The following is a 19,006-nucleotide window of genomic DNA, read 5'->3' as shown; positions in this document are numbered from 1 at the left end:
CCTGGTGGGCGTGGGTGGTGTCACCGGTACAGGGCTCGCGCGTCGTGGAGTCCGTCCTCGGCCTGGGCCGCAGCGTCCTGAGGGGGCTGGGCATGCTCGGCTCGGTGTCCGTGATCAGTCAGCTCGTCACGGTCGTCGTGCTGATGCCGGGCCTGCCCGTGCTCCTCGTGAAGCCGGCTGGGCAGAGGGCGTCGCGGGACATCCACCCGGCCCAGCGGCGTGAGGTGCTCTACGGGGAGCCGCCCGGAGCGGGAGGGCGGCGAACGCGGTCCGGGTAGGCGGCGGCTCAGTACAGCCAGCGGTAGGAGCGCACCACGTCCGCCGCGTCGCGCTCGGCGGCCCAGGCGGCGTCGGACACGCGCGCCGCAAGCCCCGCCCCGACGGCGGCTGATCGCCGGAGGATCAGCGTGCCGTACGGTTGGCAGCACGCTGCTCCCTCGGCGATGATGATCGGCGCAGCTCGATGAAGGAGGCATTCTGCGCCCTGACATGAGCCGGGTAGACGAGGACAGCGCGGGCGAAAGGGACTTCCGGCGCCTGTGGGCGGGCGCGACCGTGAGCCAGCTGGGTTCGGCGGTGAGCATGGTCGCCCTGCCCGTGGTCGCCATCACCGTGCTGGACGCCTCGGCTTTCCAGGTCGCCTTGTTGTCGGCGATTCAGGCTGTCACAATTGTCGTCGTCGCATTTCCCGTGGGGCGGTATATCGAATTCCGGGCCAAACGCCCGGTCCTGATCTGGTCGGATATCGCTAGATGTATTTTGACGCTCAGCATTCCGGTCGCGGCGTTCTCCGGGCTGCTGACATTCGCTCATCTGTGTGTCGCCGCTCTGGGCAACGCCGCCGGCCAGATCGCCTCCTCCGGGGCGGCGCAGGCGCATCTGAAGGCTCTCGTCCCGGCCGAGAGGCTGATGAGCGCCAACAGCCGCCTGGAGTCGACCCGCTGGTTGAGCGTGCTGGTCGGCCCGTCCCTGGCCGGTCCGCTCATCGGCGTCCTGTCGGCGGTCGGCGCGCTGATCGTCGACGCCGTGTCGTTCGTCGTGAGCGCCTGGACGATCCGGTCGCTGCGCACGCCCGAGCCGCCACCGCCCGCGCGCGAGCCGAGCCCCTCCCGGCGCGCGGAGCTGTTCGCCGGGTGGAGCTTCGTACGGACGCATCCGGTTCTGCGGCGGATGTTCGCGAGCTGGCTCATCTTCGCCGGCGCGAGCGCGATGGCGACGCCGCTGAGCTCGCTGTTCTACCTGCGCGACCTGGGCTTCACCCCATGGCAGTACGGCCTGCTCATGGGGCTGCCTTCGCTCGGCGGCTTCCTCGGCGCGCGGCTCGCGCCGAGGCTGGGCAGGCGATTCGGCCTGGTCCGCGGCCTGTGGTGGGTCAGCCTTTGGCGCGGCCCCTGGTACGCGCTCATCCCGCTGGCCTCACCCGGCACCGCCGGCCTGGTCCTTTGCGGGTTCGGCTTCGCGGGCGTGCTGTTCTTCTCCGGCCTGGCGAACTCCACCATGACGACCTACCGCCAGCTCGGCACCCCGGACCACCTGCTGGCCAGGGTGTCGACGCTCTGGATCTTCGCCACGAACGTCACGCAGCCGGTCTTCATCGCCTTCGGCGGCCTGGTCGCGAGCACGCTCGGCACCCGGGCGGGCCTGTTCCTGGTCGCGGCCTGCATGTGCGTCTCCGGCCTGTTCCTGCCCCGGCGTTCGGAAGATCACGTCTGAGACCCCAGCCGGGCGCGGAGCCCGAGCAGGACGTCGATCACCAGGAACGCCGCCAGCGAGATGCCCATCAGCGGCAGGAAGATCCCGACGGCGATGGCGACCAGGCCGAGCGGGACCAGCAGGGCCCAGGACACGTTGCGCCAGCCGCCCCGGGGGTACGGCTTGCCGAAGCCGCGGGTGGGCCGGCGGCGCCACCACATGCGGTAGCCGAGCACGATGAGGGTGATCAGGCCGATGGCAAGGAGCGCGAGGATGATCTGGTTGGCCAGGCCGAACAGCAGGCCCATGTGCCCGTCGATGCCCCACCGGGCGAGCTTGGCGGCCAGCGAGTAGTCGGCGAAGCGCAGCTCGGCGCTCACCTGGCCGGTGGTGGCGTCGACGGCGACCTGGTCCAGGCGGGTGGGCGCGGTCTTGTCGATCTCCTTCACCAGGTAGGGCGCGCCGGCGTTGGCGGGCCAGGTGATCTCCAGCGGGCCGGACAGTCCCTTGCCGGCGGCGGCCTGGGCGACGCGGTCCACCCCGACGTCGGCTCCGCCGGCCTGGTGTCCTGCGGTCGCGGTGTGCGCGGCGTGGTCGCCGCCGGAGACGTCGATCGACGGGGTCGTCCAGTTGAGCGCCGCGCGCAGCTCGTCGACGTTCTCCCCGGCGTACTTCGACCAGGTCAGGCCGGTGGCGGACAGGAACAGCAGGCCGAGCACCGCCCACAGGCCGACCGAGCCGTGCCAGGACAGCGTGCGGCGCTGCCCGCTCGCCGCGCGGTCGGGGACGATGAGGTGGCGCCGGTTGCGGCGGCGGCGGGCGACCCAGAGGGCCAGGCCGCCGAGCGCGACCACCCACAGCCAGCTGGCGGCCAGTTCGCTGTAGATCCGCCCGGGTTCGCCCAGGTGGAGCTGGCGGTGGAGGGTGGAGATCCAGGCGCGTACGGGCAGCGCTCCGGAGCTGCCGTAACTTTCCAGCGTGCCGCGCACCTGGCCGGTGGAGGGATCAACGAACACGGCCAGCTGGGTGCTCTCGGCCAGGCCCGGCTGGTTGATCAGCACGCGGGTGGTCTGGCCCGGCTCGGCGCCGGGCCGTACCGCGGTGACGGCGCCTTGGGGGTGGGCCGCGCGGGCCGCCGCGACCTGCGCGCTGAGGGGCAGGCTGGTCTTTCCGGCGGGCGCGGTGAGCTCGTGCTGGTAGACGACCTGCTCGATCTGGTACGAGGCGGCGTACAGCAGGCCGGTGCAGGCGGCGACGAGCAGGAAGGGGGCGATGAGGACGCCCGCGTAGAAGTGCAGCCGCAGCACCAGCGGGCGCAGCGCGGCCCAGGCGGTGCGGTCACGGGACGGGGGTGGGGCGTGATCGACGGTATTGGTGACGTCGGAGGTCGAGGTCATCAGGCGTTTCTCCACTCACAGCGCGCACAGGTACGTCGCGCTCTCGACAAGGGTTCGAGGTCCGCCCACGCCGTTCACAGGGCGTGGCGGAACGCGGGCCGGCGGCCCGGAAGGGGTCAGATGAGGGAGAAACGCACCGGCGGGCCCCGCCGGGAGATCGCCGCCGCGAACAGGCGCTGGAGGAAGGCGTCGTGGTCGTCCCACGCCGAGGGCCGGCCACCGCGCGGGCTCGGCTCGGCCGGCCCGCCCGTCAGGACAGACAGGACGCTCCACCAGCGGCCGACCGAGGCGACGGCGAGATGGAGCAGCGCGGCGAGAGCGGACTCGCCCCGCGCCAGCCACCAGGCCGAAATGACCGCCGTCATGGCGTGCACGAGGAACATGCCCACGCCCGTGGCGTGCTCATGAGGCGGCGGCACGTCGGCGCCGCGCGCGCCGAACAGGAGATGCATGCCGTACTGGGCGGCGAAGCACGCCGCGAGCAGCACCTCCATGCCGCGCTGGCGGCCGCCGAGCAGGAACGCGCCCGTCCAGGTCAGCGCGAGCGCGCCGAGCAACGTGCCCGTGCGCACCGGATCGCCGCCGGCCAGTCCATGCAGGGCGGCCGAAACCAGCACGCAGACCGCCGCGAACACCGCGGCGCGTATTGCGCGCAAGAAGGGCTGACCGACATGCACCCGGTCATAGTGCCATGTGATCGTGAATTCGTATACACGGAATTCGGATCTTAAAAACTTTGCCTGTTGCTTGAACCCGACGGCGGGAACCCGCGTATCTCTCCTAAAGGCGAGCCATGAGCGCGCCTGGTGGTTTTACGGGAAAGGTTCGCGCCAATGACCCTGTCCGTCGCGGTAAAGGGAATGAGCTGTGGCTGCAGTGCCTCGACGATCCGGGCACAGGTCCTGCCACTGCGGGGCGTCGAGCGGGTGGAGGTGGACGTGCTGGGGGGCCGCGTCACCGTGAGCGGAGGCCCGCTGCTCGAGGAGTCGCAGGTGCGTGCGGCGATCCTCGAGGCGGGATACAAGGTGGCCTCTTGATGGTCAGAGGCGCCTGATCTGAGGACGGCGGCACCGGTGTGCGAAGATCTGTCCGCGATGGGTCCGATGTCGGTGGTGCGGTGGGTGCGCGCGGCGAGCTTCGCCGCCACGTGCGCCGCCCTGGCCATGCTCGGGCACCTGGCGGGCGGGGGCTACTTCGACGCGGTGTCGACACTGGGCGGCTTCCTGCTCCTGCTGCCGGCCGCGCTGGCCTTGACCGGGCGTGAGCGCAGCCTGGGCGCCATCCTGCCGGCGACGGCCTTGTCGCAGGTCATCCTGCACGTCCTGCTGAGCCAGGGCGCCGCCCACCACGCGATGGCCTCCCTCGGGGCCGTCCCGGGCGCGGCGCAACTCCACCACGGAGGCTCCCCGACCTTCGGGATGCTGGTCATGCACGCGCTGGGCGTGCTGGTGACCTCCGCGTGGCTGCGGTGGGTCGAGTCGGGCCTGTGCGCCCTGGTCCGGCAGGTGGCCGGACGGGTGCTGCGCCCGCTGCTGGTGCTGGTTTTCACGGTGGCCGGGTGCACGGCCACCGGGCCGAGGGCGATCGCGTACGCGGGTGAGGACGAAACCCCGCCTATTCGCGCCTTCCTCCGATATGCCCTGGTAGGGCGGGCACCTCCTGGAGCGCACGCAGGGACCGCCTGATCCGGCACCGGCCGGCTGTGCCGATTCCTGGGGCCGATTCCTGGGGCCGATCCCCGGGGTCGATCCCCGGCGCCGATTCCCGGGGCCCTTTTCCATGCCTTTTTCCCGACACCGGGCGTGCCGTAGAGCCGTCCGGGCGTCGCGCGTTGCCGTGATGCGCCGGTCACCGCTGTGACCGGCGCCGGTCTCGCGTGCCTCCAGACTCGACCTCGAAAGAGCATCATCGATGAACCCTTGTCATGTGCGCCGCCCGCTGGCCGCCGCGCTCTGCGCGCTGATGGCCCTGACCGCGGCCGGTTGCGGTGACCCCGGCCGCCCCGCGAGCGGAGCCGCCGCCGTCCCCACCACGTCCGGCTATCCCCTGACCTTCGACAACTGCGGCCTGCGCGTCACCTTCCAGAAGCCGCCCCAGCGCGTGCTGATCCTCAACGGCACCAGCGTGGCCGAGGTGGAGAGCTTCATCATGCTCGGCCTGGACAAGAACGTCCTGGCCAACGCCCAGAGCTACGGCGTCTCCGACGACCCCGCGATGATCGGCAGGATCAAGGCGCTGCCGACGGGCGGGCTGACGATGAACAAGAACTTCGACGTCCCCGCCGAGCAGGTGCTCAAGCTCAAGCCCGACCTGGTGGTCTCCACCTGGTCCGGCGGGTTCGACGCCAGGAACGGCTTCGCCACCCGCGAGCAGCTCGCCGCCGCCGGGATCACCTCGCTCGTCAACCCGGTCAACTGCGCGATGGGCAAGCCCGAAGCCACGGAAGAGGAGAAGCGCGCCTACCGCAACCAGTCGATCAACTCCTCGCTGGAGTTCATCGCGCTGCTGGGGCGCGTCTTCGACGTCCAGGACCGGGCCGCCGACCTGATCGGCCGGCTGCGCGCCCGCGTCGAGACCGTACGGGCGCGGGTCGCGGGCCGGCCCGCCAAGAAGGTCCTCATCGCCTATCCCGGCATGGCCATGATGAACGCCAACGGGCTGCCCGCCGTGATGACCGGCGGCATCTACGACGACGTGATCAAGGCCGCCGGCGGCGTCAACGCCTTCGCCGGGCAGAGCTCGGACACGACCCGCACCCTCAACACCGAGCAGCTCGCCACCGCCCAGGTGGACGTGCTCGTGGTCGGGCAGTTCACGCCGGACGAGAAGCCCGAGGCGGAGGCGGCCAAGCTGTTCGCCGCCTACCCGCACTGGGCCGCGTCCAAGTCCAGGACGTACGCGGTGGTCTCCGACGGGGTGTATCTCGGCCCGCTCAACGCCACGGCCGTGGAGAAGCTCTCCAAGGTGGTCCACCCCGGTGACTGACACCCTCGCACCCGCACCGGCCACCACAGCCGCGCCGTCGCGGCGCCCGCACCTCGTCTCCGGGCCCGCCACCGGGCTGCTGCTGGCCGCCCTCGTCGTCGCGCTGGTCGCGGCCCTGGTGGCGGGCATCTCCGTCGGCTCGGTCAACCTTCCGCCCGGTCAGGTCTGGGGCGTGGTCTGGGCCCACCTGACCGGGCGCGGCGCGCAGGCCGACCCGCTGCTCAGCCAGGTCGTCTGGGACCTGCGCACCCCTCGGGCGCTGCTGGCCTCGCTCGCCGGGGCCGGCCTGTCGGTGGCCGGGGTCGCGCTGCAGTCCCTGGTGCGCAACCCGCTGGCCGACCCGTACGTGCTCGGCGTGTCCTCGGCCGCCTCGCTCGGGGCCGTGCTGGTCCCCGCGCTGGGCAGCGCCGTGCTGGCCGGGACGCTCGGCGTCACCGGGGCGGCCTTCGCCGCCGCGCTGCTGTCGGCACTGCTGGTGTACGTGCTGGCGCAGCGCGCGGGCCGGCTGCTGGACTCCTGGCTGGTGCTGACCGGGGTCGCCGTCGGCTATTTGTGCGCGGCGGCCACCACGTTCGTGCAGCTCCAGCTCAACCCGACCGAGCTGCAGGGCATGATGTTCTGGCTGATGGGCAGCGTCGCGGGGGCGTCCTGGGCCGACCTGGGCGTGCCCGCCCTGATCATCGTCTGCTGCCTGGCCTGGCTGTCCCTGCAGGCCCGCGCGCTGAACGCGCTGCTGGCCGGGGAGGAGGCCGCCATCGCCGTCGGCGTGCCGGTGGCGGTGCTGCGGATCGGGCTGCTCGTGGCCGGCTCGCTGCTGACGGCCACCGTGGTCAGCGTCGTCGGCGGCATCGGATTCATCGGGCTGATGATCCCGCACATGGCCAGGTTCGTCGTCGGGGCCGACCACCGCCGCGTGCTGCCCGTGTCGCTGCTGGCCGGGGCGCTGTTCCTGGTGCTGGTGGACCTGGCGGCCCGGATCGCCGACCGGCCCAACGAGCTGCCGGTGGGCATCTTCACCACCGGGCTCGGCGTGCCGTTCTTCCTGTGGCTGCTGCGCCGCCGTTCGAGTGGAGGCACCGATGCGGCTTGACCTGGCCGGCGTCAGCGCCAGAATCGACGCCCGTCCCATCGTCAGCGACGTCCATCTGACCGCCGGGCCGGGCGAGTTCGTCGCGCTCATCGGCCCGAACGGAAGCGGCAAGTCCACCCTTCTGCGGACCGTCTACCGCTCGCTGCGCCCGTCCGGCGGCGTGGTCCGGCTCGACGGGCAGGACCTGTGGCGGATGCGGCCCCGCCAGGCCGCCCGCCACCGCGCCGTGCTGCCCCAGCACAGTCAGGTCGCCGACGGGTTGTCCGCCGCCGACGTCGTCGGCGCCGGCCGCCACAGCCACCAGCGGCTGCTCGACCGGGAGAACGCCGCCGACCGCGCGGCGGTCGCCACCGCGCTGGAACGGGTCGGCATGGCCTGGGCGGCCGACCGGCTGATGACGACGCTGTCGGGCGGGGAGCGGCAACGCGTGCTGCTCGCCCGCGCGCTGGCCCAGCAGGCGCCGCTGCTGGTGCTCGACGAACCCACCAACCATCTGGACGTCGGCTCCCAGCTCCTGCTGCTGGACCTGATCCGCTCCCTCGGCCTGACCCTGCTGGCCGCCCTGCACGACCTCGACCAGGCCGCCGCCTACGCCGACCAGGTCGTCGTCCTGCGCGACGGCCGGGTCGCCGGGCACGGCCCGCCCCTGGAGGTGCTGACGCCGGCGTTCATCGAGGAGGTCTTCGGCGTGCGCGCGCACATCAGCCCGCATCCCATAACCGGCCGCCCGCACATCGCCGTGGCCTCACCCGCGCCGTGAAAGTGCGCCGCCCGGTCCCGGCACCTTCGCCGGGGCCGGCCGGCGCCGCGTCAGTGGCCCGCGTGCTGATGAGGCTTGGCGGCGACCCACTCCCTGGCCGCCTCGGCGCGATCGCGCAGGGTGGCGAGCAGCGCGGCCAGGTTCTCGTGGTCCATGTACGACGTCCTGCCGATGTCGTCGATGTGCGTGGTCACCTGGCCGGACAGGCCGGTCACCTCGCCGAGTGATGCGAGGATCTCGCGGGTCTCCGCAGCGTTCAGATCGCACATGGCCTCACCGTACGCAGCGCGGGGCCGGTCGCACATAGGCGGGCGAGCGAGGATTCCCGAGCCAACAGGCAAGAAAGGTGCACTTTCCTACGCGATGCTTTATCGATAAAGTAGCCGCCGCCGCTTACCGAGAAAAGGTGTGAACCATGAGTGACGCTGTCGTGTCCGCCGTGCTCAACGTTGACGTCAAAGGCCCCGTGATCAGCAGGCACGTGTACGGCCACTTCGCCGAGCACCTGGGCCGGTGCATCTACGGCGGCTTCTACGTGGGCGAGGACAGCGAGATCCCGAACGCCGGCGGGATCCGGCTGGACGTCGTCGAAGCGCTGCGCGCCTTGAACATCCCGAACCTTCGCTGGCCCGGCGGCTGCTTCGCCGATGAGTACCACTGGATGGACGGCATCGGCCCCAAGGAGCAGCGCCCGGCGATGGTGAACACCCACTGGGGCAACGTCGAGGAGAACAACCACTTCGGCACCCACGAGTTCATGGCCCTGTGCGAGCTGCTCGGCGCCGAGCCGTACATCAACGGCAACGTGGGCTCCGGCACGGTCAAGGAGATGAGCGACTGGGTCGAGTACCTCACCCGCGACGGCGACTCCCCGATGGTCCGCCTGCGCAAGGCCAACGGCCGTGACGAGCCCTGGCGGGTCCGCTTCTGGGGCCTCGGCAACGAGGCCTGGGGCTGCGGGGGCAACATGACCGCGCAGCACTACGCCGACGAGGCGCGCCGGTACGCCACGTTCTGCCGCGACCACGGCGACAACCGGCTGTACCGCATTGCCGCCGGCGCGAACTCCGACGACTACTCCTGGACGGAGACGCTCATGAAGGCGCTCGGCCACCTCGGCTGCGCGCGCCGGCCCGCCGGGTTCTTCCAGGCCCTGTCGCTGCACTACTACACGATCGCGGGCAACTGGCAGGACAAGGGCGCCGCCACGGTGTTCGACACCGACGAGTACTACCGGACCATGGTCAAGGCCGCCCACACCGACGAGCTGCTCACCGGCCACTCCAACGTGATGGACTGCTACGACCCGCACAAGACCGTCGGCCTGATCATGGACGAGTGGGGCACGTGGTGGAACGTCGAGCCGGGCACCAACCCCGGCTTCCTCTACCAGCAGAACACGCTCCGGGACGCGCTGGTCGCGAGCCTGCACTTCGACATCTTCCACCGCCACGCCGACCGGCTGGTGATGGCCAACATCGCCCAGACGGTGAACGTGCTCCAGGCGATGATCCTGACCGACCCGGACTCCGGGGCGCTCGTGCTCACCCCGACGTACCACGTGTTCGAGATGAACAAGGGGCACCAGGACGCCACGTCACTGCGGGTCGATCTCCTCTCGGACGTGCCCACCCGCGAGGTCGGACCGGACACGCTGGCGACCGTCTCGCTGTCGGCGAGCCGCAAGGACGACAAGGTGCTCATCTCGCTGTCCAACCTGGACGCGGCCGACGCGGCCGACGTCGAGCTGGACCTGCGCGGGGGCAGTGTGGGCGAGGTCGCCTCGCGGATCCTCACCGCGGGGGCGCCGCAGACCCACAACACGCCCGACGCGCCCGCCGCCGTCGCCCCGCGCTCCCACGAGCAGGTCACGGTCACCGGTACGCGCCTGCGGGTGCACCTGCCCGCCCACTCCTTCGTCACCGTGGAGGTCGGCGTCGCCTGAAGGCGGTGGCCTCGTGAGGCGCAGTAAGCTCGAACGAGCGGCGGCCACAGTCGGAAGCGGCCGGATCGGATCCGGCCGAAGGGGCAGGACCTGAGGAGCGGCATGGTCACCATGGGCGACGTCGCCAAGTTGTCCGGGGTGTCGAAGATGACGGTCTCCAACGTCATCAACGACCGCGCCGGAGTGAGCGACGAGGTCCGCCGCCGCGTGCTCGAAGCGATCCGCCAGTCCGGCTACCGCGTCAACGTCTCCGCCCGTACCCTCAGGTCCGGGCGGACCGGCGTCATCGGGCTGGCCGTTCCCGAGATCGACCGGCCCTACTTCGGCCAGCTCGCCGCCCACGTGATCGACGAGGCGCGGGGGCGCGGCTTCCACGTCGCGATCGAGCAGACCGGCGCGGCCGCGGCCGGGGAGATCGACGCGATCTCCCATTCGTACACCCTGCAGTTCGACGGGCTGATCCTCAGCGCGGTCGGGATCGACCCCCAGGACTCGCGGCTGACCGGCGGCGACTGTCCGATCGTGATGCTCGGCGAGCAGGACTTCGCCGCGCGGTTCGACCACGTCGCCATGCCCAACGAGGAAGGCGCGAAAGCGGCGACCACGCATCTGATCGACCGCGGCTGCCGCCGGATCGCGATGGTCACCGGCGATTCCCTCGACGGCGTCAACGTGGTGACGCGCCGCTACCAGGGCTACCTCGCCGGGCTCGCCGAACGGGGACTCGACCCCGATCCGACGCTGCTGTTCGCCTTCAGCGGGATGACGCTCGAATCGGGCCGCGAGGCGGCCTACCGGATCGTCGACTCCGGCCACGAGGTCGACGGCGTGGTCGCGGTGAGCGACACCGTCGCCCAGGGAGTCTTCCGGGGCCTGGCCGACCGCGGCGTCCGGGTGCCCGACGACATCCGCCTCGTCGGGTATGACGACATCCCCGAAGCGGCGTACATGGTGCCCTCGCTGTCCACGGTGGCCCCCGACCACCGGTGGATGGCCGCGAAGGCGGTCGAGCTGGTGACCGCCCGCATCCAGGACCCGTCCCGTCCGGCCGGCGAGCACACCGCGCCCTTCGAGCTGATGGTCCGCGAGTCCACCCGCTGACGCCCCCGCCTCAGCCCGCGCGGGGCTCCGGGGACCACCTCGACGGCGAGCCCCTCGGCCCGGCGCTGGTGGCTCCGGGGACCACCTCGACGGCGAGCCCCTCAGCCCGCGGCTGCTCGCCGGTTGACCTCAATTCCAGTTGAGGTTGCACGCTGGGAGGGTCAGTTCGAAAGCAGGCAGGAGTGAGCGGTAATGCGGGTGGTTCGGGTGATCGGGTTCGGCGGGCCTGAGGTGCTGGTGCCCGGAGAGGCGCCGGATCCGGAGGCCGGGCCGGGGCAGGTCGTGGTCGAGGTGGCGGTCGCGGGCGTGACGTTCGTCGAGACGCAGATCCGGCGCGGCACCGACAAGTGGCATGCCCGGCCGGAGTTGCCGTACGTGCCGGGCGGGCTGGTGGCCGGGCGGGTGAGCTCGGCCGGGGAAGAGGTGGATCCGGCGTGGGTGGGCCGGCGGGTCATCGCCGGGACGGGGGAGACCGGCGGTTTCGCCGAGCGGGCCGTGGCCGCGGTCGAGGACCTGTTCGCGGTGCCGGACGGCCTGGGGTTGCCGGAGGCCGTCGCCCTGCACAGCGACGGCAGCACCGCGCAGGGACTGATCGAGGGAGCCAAGGTCCGTCCCGGCGAGTGGGTGCTGGTCGAGGCGGCGGCCGGCGGCGTCGGCAGCCTGCTGGTGCAGCTGGCCCGTACGGCGGGCGCGCGCGTCGTCGGGGCCGCCCGCGGATCGCGCAAGCTCGACCTGATCCGGGAGCTGGGCGCCGAAGCCGCGGTCGACTACTCCGAACCGGGCTGGACCGAGCGGGTGCTGGAGGCGACCGGCGGGGCGGGGCCGGAGGTGGTCTTCGACGGCGTCGGCGGGGAGATCGGGCGGGCCGCGTTCGAGGTGACGGCCCGTGGCGGCCGTTTCTCGGTGCACGGCGCCTCCAGCGGCGAGGCCACCGTCATCGATCCCGAGCAGGCGCGCCGCAAGGACGTGGAGGTGATCGGCATCGAGCAGCTCTTCGACTTCGGGCCGCACGTGGTGCGGTGGGCGGAGCAGATGATGGCGCAGGCGGCCGCGGGGCTCGTCCGGCCGGTCATCGGGCAGACCTTCCCCTTGGAGCGCGCCGCCGACGCGCACGCCGCGATCGAATATCGCACCGCTCTGGGGAAGACCCTGCTGCTGATCTGACCGCGCCGGCTACGGGCGACGGGCGCGGAGGTGGGCGATGCCCTTGTCCGTGCCGGTTACGGGCGGTGGGCGGGGAGGTGGGCGATGCCCTTGTCCGTGCCGGTTACGGGCGGTGGGCGGGGAGGTGGGCGATGCCCTTGTCCGTGCCGGCTACGGGCGGTGGGCGCGCAGGTGGGCGATGCCCATGTCGAGGGCGGCCTCCAGGTGCGTGACCTCGCCGGTGGACATCTGGATCAGGACGCCGCCCTGGATGCCGGCGAGCAGGGCGGCCGCCGCGTGGTCGGGGTCCAGATCGGGATCGATCTCGCCGGCGTCCTGCATGTGCCGTACGCCGGTGGCGATCTCGGCCTGCCAGCGCCGCATCAGCTCGATGACCACGGCCTGGGCGGCGGGTGTACGGCTGCCCAGCTGCGAGGTGACCGAGTTGAGCGGGCACAGGCGGCCCTGGCGGCGGTAGTGGTCGACGACCGTGTCACGCCACCGCTGCCAGGCGGGCCACGAGGTCAGCTCGCCGAGCGCCGGCTGCTGGTTCTCCAGCACGCGGTCGGCCTCCAGGCGGGCCACCGCCAGCAGCAGCTCCTCGCGCCCGCCGGGGAAGTAGTGGAAGAGCTGGCTCTTGCTTGTGGCGGTCGCGGCCAGCACGTCGTCGAGGGTCGTGGCGGCCACGCCGAACTCGCGGATGTGCGCGGCGGCGCCCTCGAGGATGCGCTGCCGCGTCGCGGCGCCCTTGCGAGTGAGCGTGCGCATGGAGACCTCCCCGGGTTTGGACTTGCCGGTCCATTTTAGCGTCGGCATCCTGGACCGCGAATCCACACTTTCGCACGGGAGAATCACCATGTCCGCACGTCTTCAGGGGCGCACCGCCCTGGTCACGGGCTCCACCGACGGCATCGGCACGGCCATCGCCCGCGCGCTGGCCGCCGAGGGCGCGCACGTCATCGTCAGCGGCCGGAACACCGCCAAGGGCGAGAAGGTCGTCGCGTCCATCGCCGAGGAGGGCGGGCAGGCCTCGTTCGTCCGCGCCGACCTCGCCGGAGGGCTGCCTGCCGTCCGCGAGCTCGCCGACGCCGCGCACCGGCTGGCCGGCGGCCCGCTGGACATCCTGGTCAACAACGCGGCGCTGCTGATCAACCCCGCCCCCACGGCCGAGGTGGCGGAGGAGCTCATCGACCAGGCCCTGGCCGTCAACGTCAAGGCCGCCTTCCTCCTCACCGGCCTGGTCGCCCCCGCCATGGCGGGCCGCGGCAGCGGCGCGATCATCAACCTCGGGTCCGTCTCCGGGCTGTTCGGGACGAGCGGCTCCGCGCTCTACAGCACCACGAAGGCCGCCATGCACTCGCTGACCAAGTCCTGGGCGGACGAGTACGGCCCCTCCGGCGTGCGAGTCAACACCGTGGCGCCGGGCCCGACGTTCACCGAGAAGGTCGCCGCGATGGCGGAGCACCTGGCGCCGATGCTCGCCACCATCCCCTCGCGCAGGCCCAGCACCCCGGAGGAGGTGGCCAAGGCGGTGGTGTTCCTGGCCGGTGACGACGCCGCCAACATCCACGGAGCCACCCTCTCGGTGGACGGCGGGCGCGCCGCGATCTGAGGCGGAAGAGCTCGGGTGCCACGGGCCCGCACCCCTGAGCGGCTCGGGTGCCACAGGCCCGCGCCCCTGAGCGGTGGTGGTCAGCGCGGGATGTCTCCGGTGGTCGCGAAGGTCTGCCGGTAGTGCTCGGCCGCCTGGGCCATGTCGGTGCTGATGAGCTCGAAGAACCGGCTGGCGGTCGCCAGCCGGACGCCCGCCGGAGTGCCGGCGCCGAGGATGTCGACACCCTCCCGGACCGTCTCGGTCCACAGCATCATCGACCGCGTGCCCACCAGCCACGCCCGGTACCAGACCTCGGCGTCGATGATGTAGCGCTCGCGCCGGTTGTCACGCTCGCGCCTGACGAGCCCCACCTGTTCGAGCCAGCCGACGCCCTTGGAGATCGACGCGGGGCTGACCCGCAGCCGCTCGGTCAGCTCGGCGACGGTCAGGTTGCCGGTGTCGCTGGTGAACAGGCAGGCCATCACCCTGGCCGCCATCGTCGGCACACCCCCGAACGCCGCGGTGAGCCTCTCCTCGAACTCCCGCACCGCCTGGGGGTCGCGCCTGCCGGCGTCCCCGGCGGCCGCCGGCGCGGCGGGCCGACGGCGGGCGCGCCATCCGGTCGCCTGCTGCGCCCGGCCCGCGTGGTAGCCGTGCGGGCCGCCGTTGCGCGCGATCTCGCGGCCGACGGTCGACCTCGGCCGCCCCAGGCGCCGGGCGATCTCCGCGTAGGTGAGCCCTTCCGCCAGCCCTTCCGAGATCCTGCGGCGGTCGTCGTACGTCAGGTGGCCTCCTGGCATGCGCCCTCCCGGCACGTCATCGTCGTGCGCAAGTATGGCGTCCGGGCACACCTGATTGCGACACGGCCTCCGCGATTGTTGCATTTGCCGACACTGTCGTTGCGCCAATTACTCCGGCCTGAACTGCTAAAACGGCGTTTCCAACTTGCCGAATCCGTGAACGCATTCGTAGCTTTCCCCGTGCGTGAACGATCGACGCTCACGTGGAGGGAAACCGACATGACCCAGTCACATCCCGCGCTGCCGACCGAGCGCGACGCGGAGTACCCCTTGGATCCTCCTCCAGGGTTCGCGCGGCTGCGCGAGGAGGGCCCGCTGAGCCGGCTGAGCTACCCGGACGGACACGTGGGATGGGTGGTGACCGGATACGCTCTCGCCCGCCTCGTCCTCGCCGACCACCGCTTCAGCGCGCGCATCGAGCTGCATCACATGCCGAACGCCGCCGTCCCCAGAACCGACCAGCCCGCCAAGCCGGGGCTGTTCCCGCTGATGGACCCGCCCGAGCACACCCGCTACCGCCGCCTGCTGATCGGCCAGTTCACGGTGCGCCGCATGCGCGTGCTCGCCGAGCGGGTCGAGGCGATCACCGCCGATCACCTGGACGCCGTGGAAGCGGCGGGCTCACCGGTGGACCTGGTGAAGGCCTGGGCGCAGCCGATCCCCGCCCAGGTGATCTGCGAGCTGCTCGGCGTGCCCTACACCTCCCGGATGCTGTTCCAAGGACACGCGCTGGCCCTCGGCAGGCTGGACGCCACGCCCGAGGAGATCGGGGCGGCGGCCGCCGCGCTGCGCGGCTTCATCGGCGAACTGGTGGCCGAGAAGCGTGCCCACCCCACCGACGACCTGCTCAGCGGCCTGACCGCGAGCGACCTCACCGACGAGGAGCTGACCAACATCGGCCTCGCGCTGCTGGGAGCCGGGCTCGACACCACCGCCAACATGCTCGCCATGGGCACCCTCGCCCTGCTGCGGCACCCCGGCCAGCCGGCCGCCCTGCGGGCCGATCCCGGGATCGCCGAGCGCGCCGTCGAAGAGCTGCTGCGCTATCTGAGCATCGCCCCGTTCACCCTCCGAACGGCTCTGGAGGACGTGGAGCTGGCGGGCCGGCTGATCAGGGCGGGCGAGACGGTGACCGTCTCCCTCGCGGCGGCCAACCGCGATCCGCTGCACTTCGACGACCCCGACACGCTCGACGTGCTCCGCTCGGCCGGCGGGCACCTCACCTTCGGCCACGGCATCCACCAGTGTCTCGGCCAGCAACTGGCCCGCGTCGAGCTGCAGGTCGCGCTCCCCGCGCTGGTCCGGCGATTTCCGACCCTCCGCCTGGCCGTCCCGCTGGAGGACCTGGCGCTGCGCACCGACATGAGCGTTTACGGCGTCCACCGGCTCCCGGTCGCCTGGGACGCCTGAACGACGTCTCCATCGAATCCGAGGGGGACCCTGGCATGGTTGCCAAAGTATGCCTCGTGACCGGCGCCTCGTCCGGCATCGGCCACGCCACCGCGCTCGAGCTCCCGCACTCCGGCCACTTCGTGTACGGCGCGGCGCGGCGGGTGGGCAGGATGGCGGCGCTGCGCGACGCGGGAGGCCGCACGCTGCCGATGGACGTGACCGAGGAAGAAGACCTCAAACGGGTCGTCGACACCGTCCTGGACGAACACCGGCGGATCGACGTCCTGGTCAACAACGCGGGAACCGTCGTCCACGGCGCCGCCGAGGCCCCGGCGGGCCACCAGAACGACCAGGCCACCGCCCCCGCCGTCGTCGCGACGACGATCCGGGAGGCCGTCGAGTCGGACCGGCCGGAGACCCGCTACGTCGTGGGCCGGCAGGCCGAAGCCCTCCTGCGGCTCAAAGGTCCCTCCCGGACCGCGAGTTCGACGCGCGCATCACCGGCTCCCTCAGCTAGCTCCGGCTCCACGAGATCCGCAATTCGGAGAAACCCATGACCCCTGCCATCGCCATTTCCGGGCTCGTCAAGGCCTACGGGCCGGCGCGCGCCCTCGACGGGCTCGACCTCACCGTGAACCCCGGAGAGGTGCACGGCTATCTCGGCCCGAACGGAGCGGGCAAGAGCACCACCATCCGCATCCTGCTGGGCCTGATCCGGGCCACCTCCGGCCGCGTCAGGCTGCTGGGCGGCGACCCCTGGGCCGACGCCGTCGCGCTGCACCGGCGGCTGGCGTACGTTCCGGGCGACGTCGAGCTGTGGCCCAACCTCACCGGAGGCGAGGCCATCGACGTGCTCGGCCGGCTGCGCGGCGGGCTCGACGACCGCCGCAAGAAGGAGCTGATCGAGCGGTTCGAGCTCGACCCGAAGAAGAAGGCGCGGACCTACTCCAAGGGCAACCGCCAGAAGGTCGCCCTCGTCGCCGCCCTCTGCGCGGACGTGGACCTGCTGATCCTCGACGAGCCCACGAGCGGGCTGGACCCGCTGATGGAGGCGGTGTTCCAGCAGGTCGTCGCCGAGGCCAAGGCCGCCGGCCGGACCATCCTGCTGTCCAGCCACATCCTCGCCCAGGTCGAGACCCTCGCCGACCGGATCACCATCATCCGGGACGGGAAGGTCGTGGAGTCGGGGACACTGGCGCAGCTGCGGCACCTGACCCGGACGACGGTCGTGGCCGAGACCGCCACCCCGGTGACCGGCCTCGACCGGCTGCCCGGCGTACACGACGCGAGGACCGAGGGCGCGAGCGTGCGGTTCGGCGTGGACGCCGAGCACCTCGATGCCGCCATCCGGCACCTCACCACGTTCGGCATCGAAGCGCTGGTCAGCCACCCGCCGACGCTCGAGGAGCTCATGCTCCGGCACTACGCGCACAAGGAGGCGGCATGACCACCACGGTTACGCGGGCGCGCGGCCGTACCGGATCGGGAGCGGCGAGCAGCCACCTGACCGGCACCGGCGCGATGGTGCGGCTGGCGCTGCGCCGCGACCGGATCAAGCTCACCCTCTGGCTGGTCGCCATCACGGCCCTCGTCCCGCGCTTCTACTACGCCGCCGTCAACGCGGTCGTCCCGACGCCCGAGGCCCTGGCCGAGGCCTCGCAGATGATCCGCGTCTCCTTCATGAGGGTGCTCGGCGGGCCGCTGTTCGGCGAGGTCACCACGCAGAGCTACTTCCTGGCCGCCTACTGGGTCGAGTTCCTGCTGGCCGCCGCGATCATGAACATGATGCTGGTGACCCGGCACACCCGGGCGGAGGAGCAGACGGGCCGGGCCGAGCTCGTCCGGGCGGCCGTCGTGGGCCGGCACGCCCAGCTCACCGCGGCACTGATCGTCGCCGTGATCAGCAACGCCGCGCTCGCGGTCCTCACCACCGCCGCGGCGGTCAGCATCGGGTTCCCCGCCGGGAGCGCCCTGCTGTTCGGCGCCTCCCTGGCCGCGGCCGGGATGCTGTTCGCCGGGGTCACCGCCGTCACCGCCCAGGTCACCGAGCACCCGAGAGGCGCGAACGGGCTGGCGGGCATCGTGCTCTTCACGGCGTGGCTGCTGCGCGGCGCGGGGGCGCTGCAGAGCCAGGAGGGCGGTCCGCTGTTCTGGCTGTCGCCGATCGGCTGGTCACAGCAGACCCGGGTGCTGGGCGACGAGCGCTGGTGGCCGCTCGGCCTCTCGCTCCTTCTCGCCGGGCTGCTGGTCGCGGGCGCCTTCTCGCTGGCAGGCCGCAGGGACCTCGGCGCCTCCATGATGGCCCCGCGTCCCGGCCGGGCGTCGGCGCCTTCCTGGCTGCGCTCGCCGTTCACGCTCGCGCTGCGGCTCCAGCAGGCGGCCATCGTCGCGTGGGGAGCCGCGTTCCTCGCCGTCGGCCTCGTCCTGGGCGCCATGACCGGGGGCATGGCGGGCACCGACCTGCCCATCTTCTCCGGCGCGGACTTGGGGCGGGCCTGGATCAGCCTCATGGTGTTCACCGGGTCCCTCTACACCGGTGTCTTCGCGGTCCTGTCGGTCATCCGGCTGCGGGCGGAGGAGGTGCGCGGCCGGATCGCTCCCGTGCTGGCCGGGCCGACCGGCAGATCGACGTGGTACTGGTCGTCCCTGCTGGTCACCGCGCTCGCCGTGGTCGTCCTGCCGGTGGTGTACGGCGCCGCGCTCGGCGTCGGCGCCGCCCTGTCGACCGGCGAGCCCGGCCTCGTGGGAGAGGTCACGTGGGCGAGCCTGATCCGCGCCCCCGAGGTGCTGGTGCTGCTCGCCGTCCCCGCCGCGCTGCTCGGGACCGCCCCGCGGGCCGTGAACGCGGCCTGGGCGGTGCTCGTCTACAGCGGGTTCATGCAGGTACTGGGGTCCTACATGAACCTGCCGGGGTGGCTGGTGAACACGTCGGTGCTGTCCCACCTCCCCTGGCACCCGCTGGGGTCCTTCGCCCCGGTGGCCACGGTGGCGCTGACCGTGCTCGCCGCGGCGCTGGCGATCCTCGGCCTGTACGGCCTGCGCCGCCGCGACCTCGCCGCGGGCTGACGGGGGACGGATCAGCCGGCGAGCTCCCGATGGCCGACCAG

20 protein-coding genes are annotated in these 19,006 nt (G+C 72.1%); 15 read left to right on the top strand and 5 right to left on the bottom strand.

Going from position 1 to position 19,006, the window contains the following annotated elements; translation table 11 throughout:
* Positions 1–14 precede the first annotated feature (14 nt).
* Both ACFKCF_RS10425 and ACFKCF_RS10420 read left to right on the top strand, forming a co-directional pair.
* Entirely contained in the window at positions 15–278 is a 264-nt protein-coding gene (locus tag ACFKCF_RS10425) for a hypothetical protein (protein ID WP_394492771.1), read from the top strand.
* 211 nt (positions 279–489) lie between these two features.
* Positions 490–1,713: an MFS transporter gene (locus tag ACFKCF_RS10420; RefSeq protein WP_394492770.1), complete on the top strand. Its 1,224-nt coding sequence runs from the start codon at positions 490–492 to the stop codon at positions 1,711–1,713.
* On the opposite strand, the gene ACFKCF_RS10415 is transcribed toward ACFKCF_RS10420, so the two are convergent.
* Positions 1,704–3,089: a PepSY-associated TM helix domain-containing protein gene (locus ACFKCF_RS10415; protein ID WP_394492769.1), complete on the bottom strand. Its 1,386-nt coding sequence runs from the start codon at positions 3,087–3,089 to the stop codon at positions 1,704–1,706. The two genes, ACFKCF_RS10420 and ACFKCF_RS10415, sit on opposite strands and share 10 nt — an antisense overlap.
* 116 nt (positions 3,090–3,205) lie before the next feature.
* Positions 3,206–3,745: a hypothetical protein gene (locus tag ACFKCF_RS10410; RefSeq protein ID WP_394492768.1), complete on the bottom strand. Its 540-nt coding sequence runs from the start codon at positions 3,743–3,745 to the stop codon at positions 3,206–3,208.
* A gap of 177 nt (positions 3,746–3,922) precedes the next feature.
* Between ACFKCF_RS10410 and ACFKCF_RS10405 the strand changes: the two genes are divergently transcribed.
* From ACFKCF_RS10405 to ACFKCF_RS10385, 5 genes are all read left to right on the top strand, one after another.
* Positions 3,923–4,126 carry a heavy-metal-associated domain-containing protein gene (locus tag ACFKCF_RS10405; protein ID WP_394492767.1) on the top strand — a complete coding sequence of 68 codons (204 nt, stop codon included), beginning with the start codon at positions 3,923–3,925 and terminating at the stop codon, positions 4,124–4,126.
* Between the two features lie 66 nt (positions 4,127–4,192).
* Positions 4,193–4,774 (top strand): hypothetical protein, encoded by a 582-nt coding sequence (locus ACFKCF_RS10400; protein WP_394492766.1) that lies wholly within the window; start codon positions 4,193–4,195, stop codon positions 4,772–4,774.
* 226 nt (positions 4,775–5,000) lie between these two features.
* A complete protein-coding gene (locus tag ACFKCF_RS10395; protein WP_394492765.1) occupies positions 5,001–6,074 on the top strand; it encodes an ABC transporter substrate-binding protein in 1,074 nt (357 codons plus the stop codon).
* Positions 6,067–7,164, top strand: a complete 1,098-nt coding sequence (locus ACFKCF_RS10390) for a FecCD family ABC transporter permease (protein ID WP_394492764.1) — start codon at positions 6,067–6,069, stop codon at positions 7,162–7,164. The genes ACFKCF_RS10395 and ACFKCF_RS10390 overlap by 8 nt, the downstream gene beginning before the upstream one ends.
* Positions 7,154–7,924, top strand: coding sequence for an ABC transporter ATP-binding protein (locus ACFKCF_RS10385; protein ID WP_394492763.1), 771 nt, complete (start codon positions 7,154–7,156; stop codon positions 7,922–7,924). The genes ACFKCF_RS10390 and ACFKCF_RS10385 overlap by 11 nt, the downstream gene beginning before the upstream one ends.
* A 50-nt stretch (positions 7,925–7,974) precedes the next feature.
* On the opposite strand, the gene ACFKCF_RS10380 is transcribed toward ACFKCF_RS10385, so the two are convergent.
* The gene (locus ACFKCF_RS10380; protein WP_394492762.1) at positions 7,975–8,193 is read right to left on the bottom strand and encodes a hypothetical protein; all 219 of its coding nucleotides are present in this window, start codon (positions 8,191–8,193) and stop codon (positions 7,975–7,977) included.
* A gap of 146 nt (positions 8,194–8,339) precedes the next feature.
* Here ACFKCF_RS10380 and ACFKCF_RS10375 point away from each other — a divergent pair, with 146 nt between their 5' ends.
* The 3 genes from ACFKCF_RS10375 to ACFKCF_RS10365 all read left to right on the top strand — a co-directional run bounded on the left by ACFKCF_RS10375 (position 8,340) and on the right by ACFKCF_RS10365 (position 12,134).
* A complete protein-coding gene (locus ACFKCF_RS10375; RefSeq protein WP_394492761.1) occupies positions 8,340–9,869 on the top strand; it encodes an alpha-N-arabinofuranosidase in 1,530 nt (509 codons plus the stop codon).
* Between the two features lie 102 nt (positions 9,870–9,971).
* On the top strand, positions 9,972–10,970 hold the full coding sequence (locus ACFKCF_RS10370; protein ID WP_394492760.1) for a LacI family DNA-binding transcriptional regulator: 999 nt from the start codon (positions 9,972–9,974) through the stop codon (positions 10,968–10,970).
* Between the two features lie 192 nt (positions 10,971–11,162).
* Positions 11,163–12,134: a zinc-binding dehydrogenase gene (locus ACFKCF_RS10365; protein WP_394492759.1), complete on the top strand. Its 972-nt coding sequence runs from the start codon at positions 11,163–11,165 to the stop codon at positions 12,132–12,134.
* A gap of 150 nt (positions 12,135–12,284) precedes the next feature.
* Here the strand turns inward: ACFKCF_RS10365 and ACFKCF_RS10360 are convergent, their stop codons facing one another.
* The gene (locus ACFKCF_RS10360) at positions 12,285–12,881 is read right to left on the bottom strand and encodes a TetR/AcrR family transcriptional regulator (protein ID WP_394492758.1); all 597 of its coding nucleotides are present in this window, start codon (positions 12,879–12,881) and stop codon (positions 12,285–12,287) included.
* 88 nt (positions 12,882–12,969) lie between these two features.
* Here ACFKCF_RS10360 and ACFKCF_RS10355 point away from each other — a divergent pair, with 88 nt between their 5' ends.
* A complete protein-coding gene (locus ACFKCF_RS10355) occupies positions 12,970–13,725 on the top strand; it encodes an SDR family NAD(P)-dependent oxidoreductase (protein ID WP_394492757.1) in 756 nt (251 codons plus the stop codon).
* 80 nt (positions 13,726–13,805) lie between these two features.
* Here ACFKCF_RS10355 and ACFKCF_RS10350 read toward each other — a convergent pair whose 3' ends face one another.
* Positions 13,806–14,507 (bottom strand): helix-turn-helix domain-containing protein, encoded by a 702-nt coding sequence (locus ACFKCF_RS10350; RefSeq protein ID WP_394492756.1) that lies wholly within the window; start codon positions 14,505–14,507, stop codon positions 13,806–13,808.
* Positions 14,508–14,726: 219 nt separating this feature from the next.
* Here ACFKCF_RS10350 and ACFKCF_RS10345 point away from each other — a divergent pair, with 219 nt between their 5' ends.
* From ACFKCF_RS10345 to ACFKCF_RS10330, 4 genes are read left to right on the top strand one after another with little or no spacing between them, the layout of a single operon-like run.
* Complete coding sequence (locus ACFKCF_RS10345) at positions 14,727–15,917, top strand: cytochrome P450 (RefSeq protein ID WP_394492755.1); 1,191 nt, start codon at positions 14,727–14,729, stop codon at positions 15,915–15,917.
* A gap of 56 nt (positions 15,918–15,973) precedes the next feature.
* Entirely contained in the window at positions 15,974–16,456 is a 483-nt protein-coding gene (locus ACFKCF_RS10340) for an SDR family NAD(P)-dependent oxidoreductase (protein WP_394492754.1), read from the top strand.
* Entirely contained in the window at positions 16,453–17,346 is an 894-nt protein-coding gene (locus ACFKCF_RS10335) for an ATP-binding cassette domain-containing protein (RefSeq protein WP_394492753.1), read from the top strand. Before ACFKCF_RS10340 ends, ACFKCF_RS10335 begins: the two co-directional genes overlap by 4 nt.
* Entirely contained in the window at positions 17,343–18,965 is a 1,623-nt protein-coding gene (locus tag ACFKCF_RS10330; protein ID WP_394492752.1) for an ABC transporter permease, read from the top strand. The genes ACFKCF_RS10335 and ACFKCF_RS10330 overlap by 4 nt, the downstream gene beginning before the upstream one ends.
* The last annotated feature ends 41 nt before the right edge of the window (positions 18,966–19,006 follow it).

The sequence above is a fragment of the Nonomuraea sp. JJY05 genome (assembly GCF_043496855.1).
In the GTDB taxonomy this organism is placed as follows: domain Bacteria; phylum Actinomycetota; class Actinomycetes; order Streptosporangiales; family Streptosporangiaceae; genus Nonomuraea.
The sequence above is the reverse complement of the archived record's forward strand: the minus strand, read 5'-3'. Positions and strand labels throughout refer to the sequence as shown.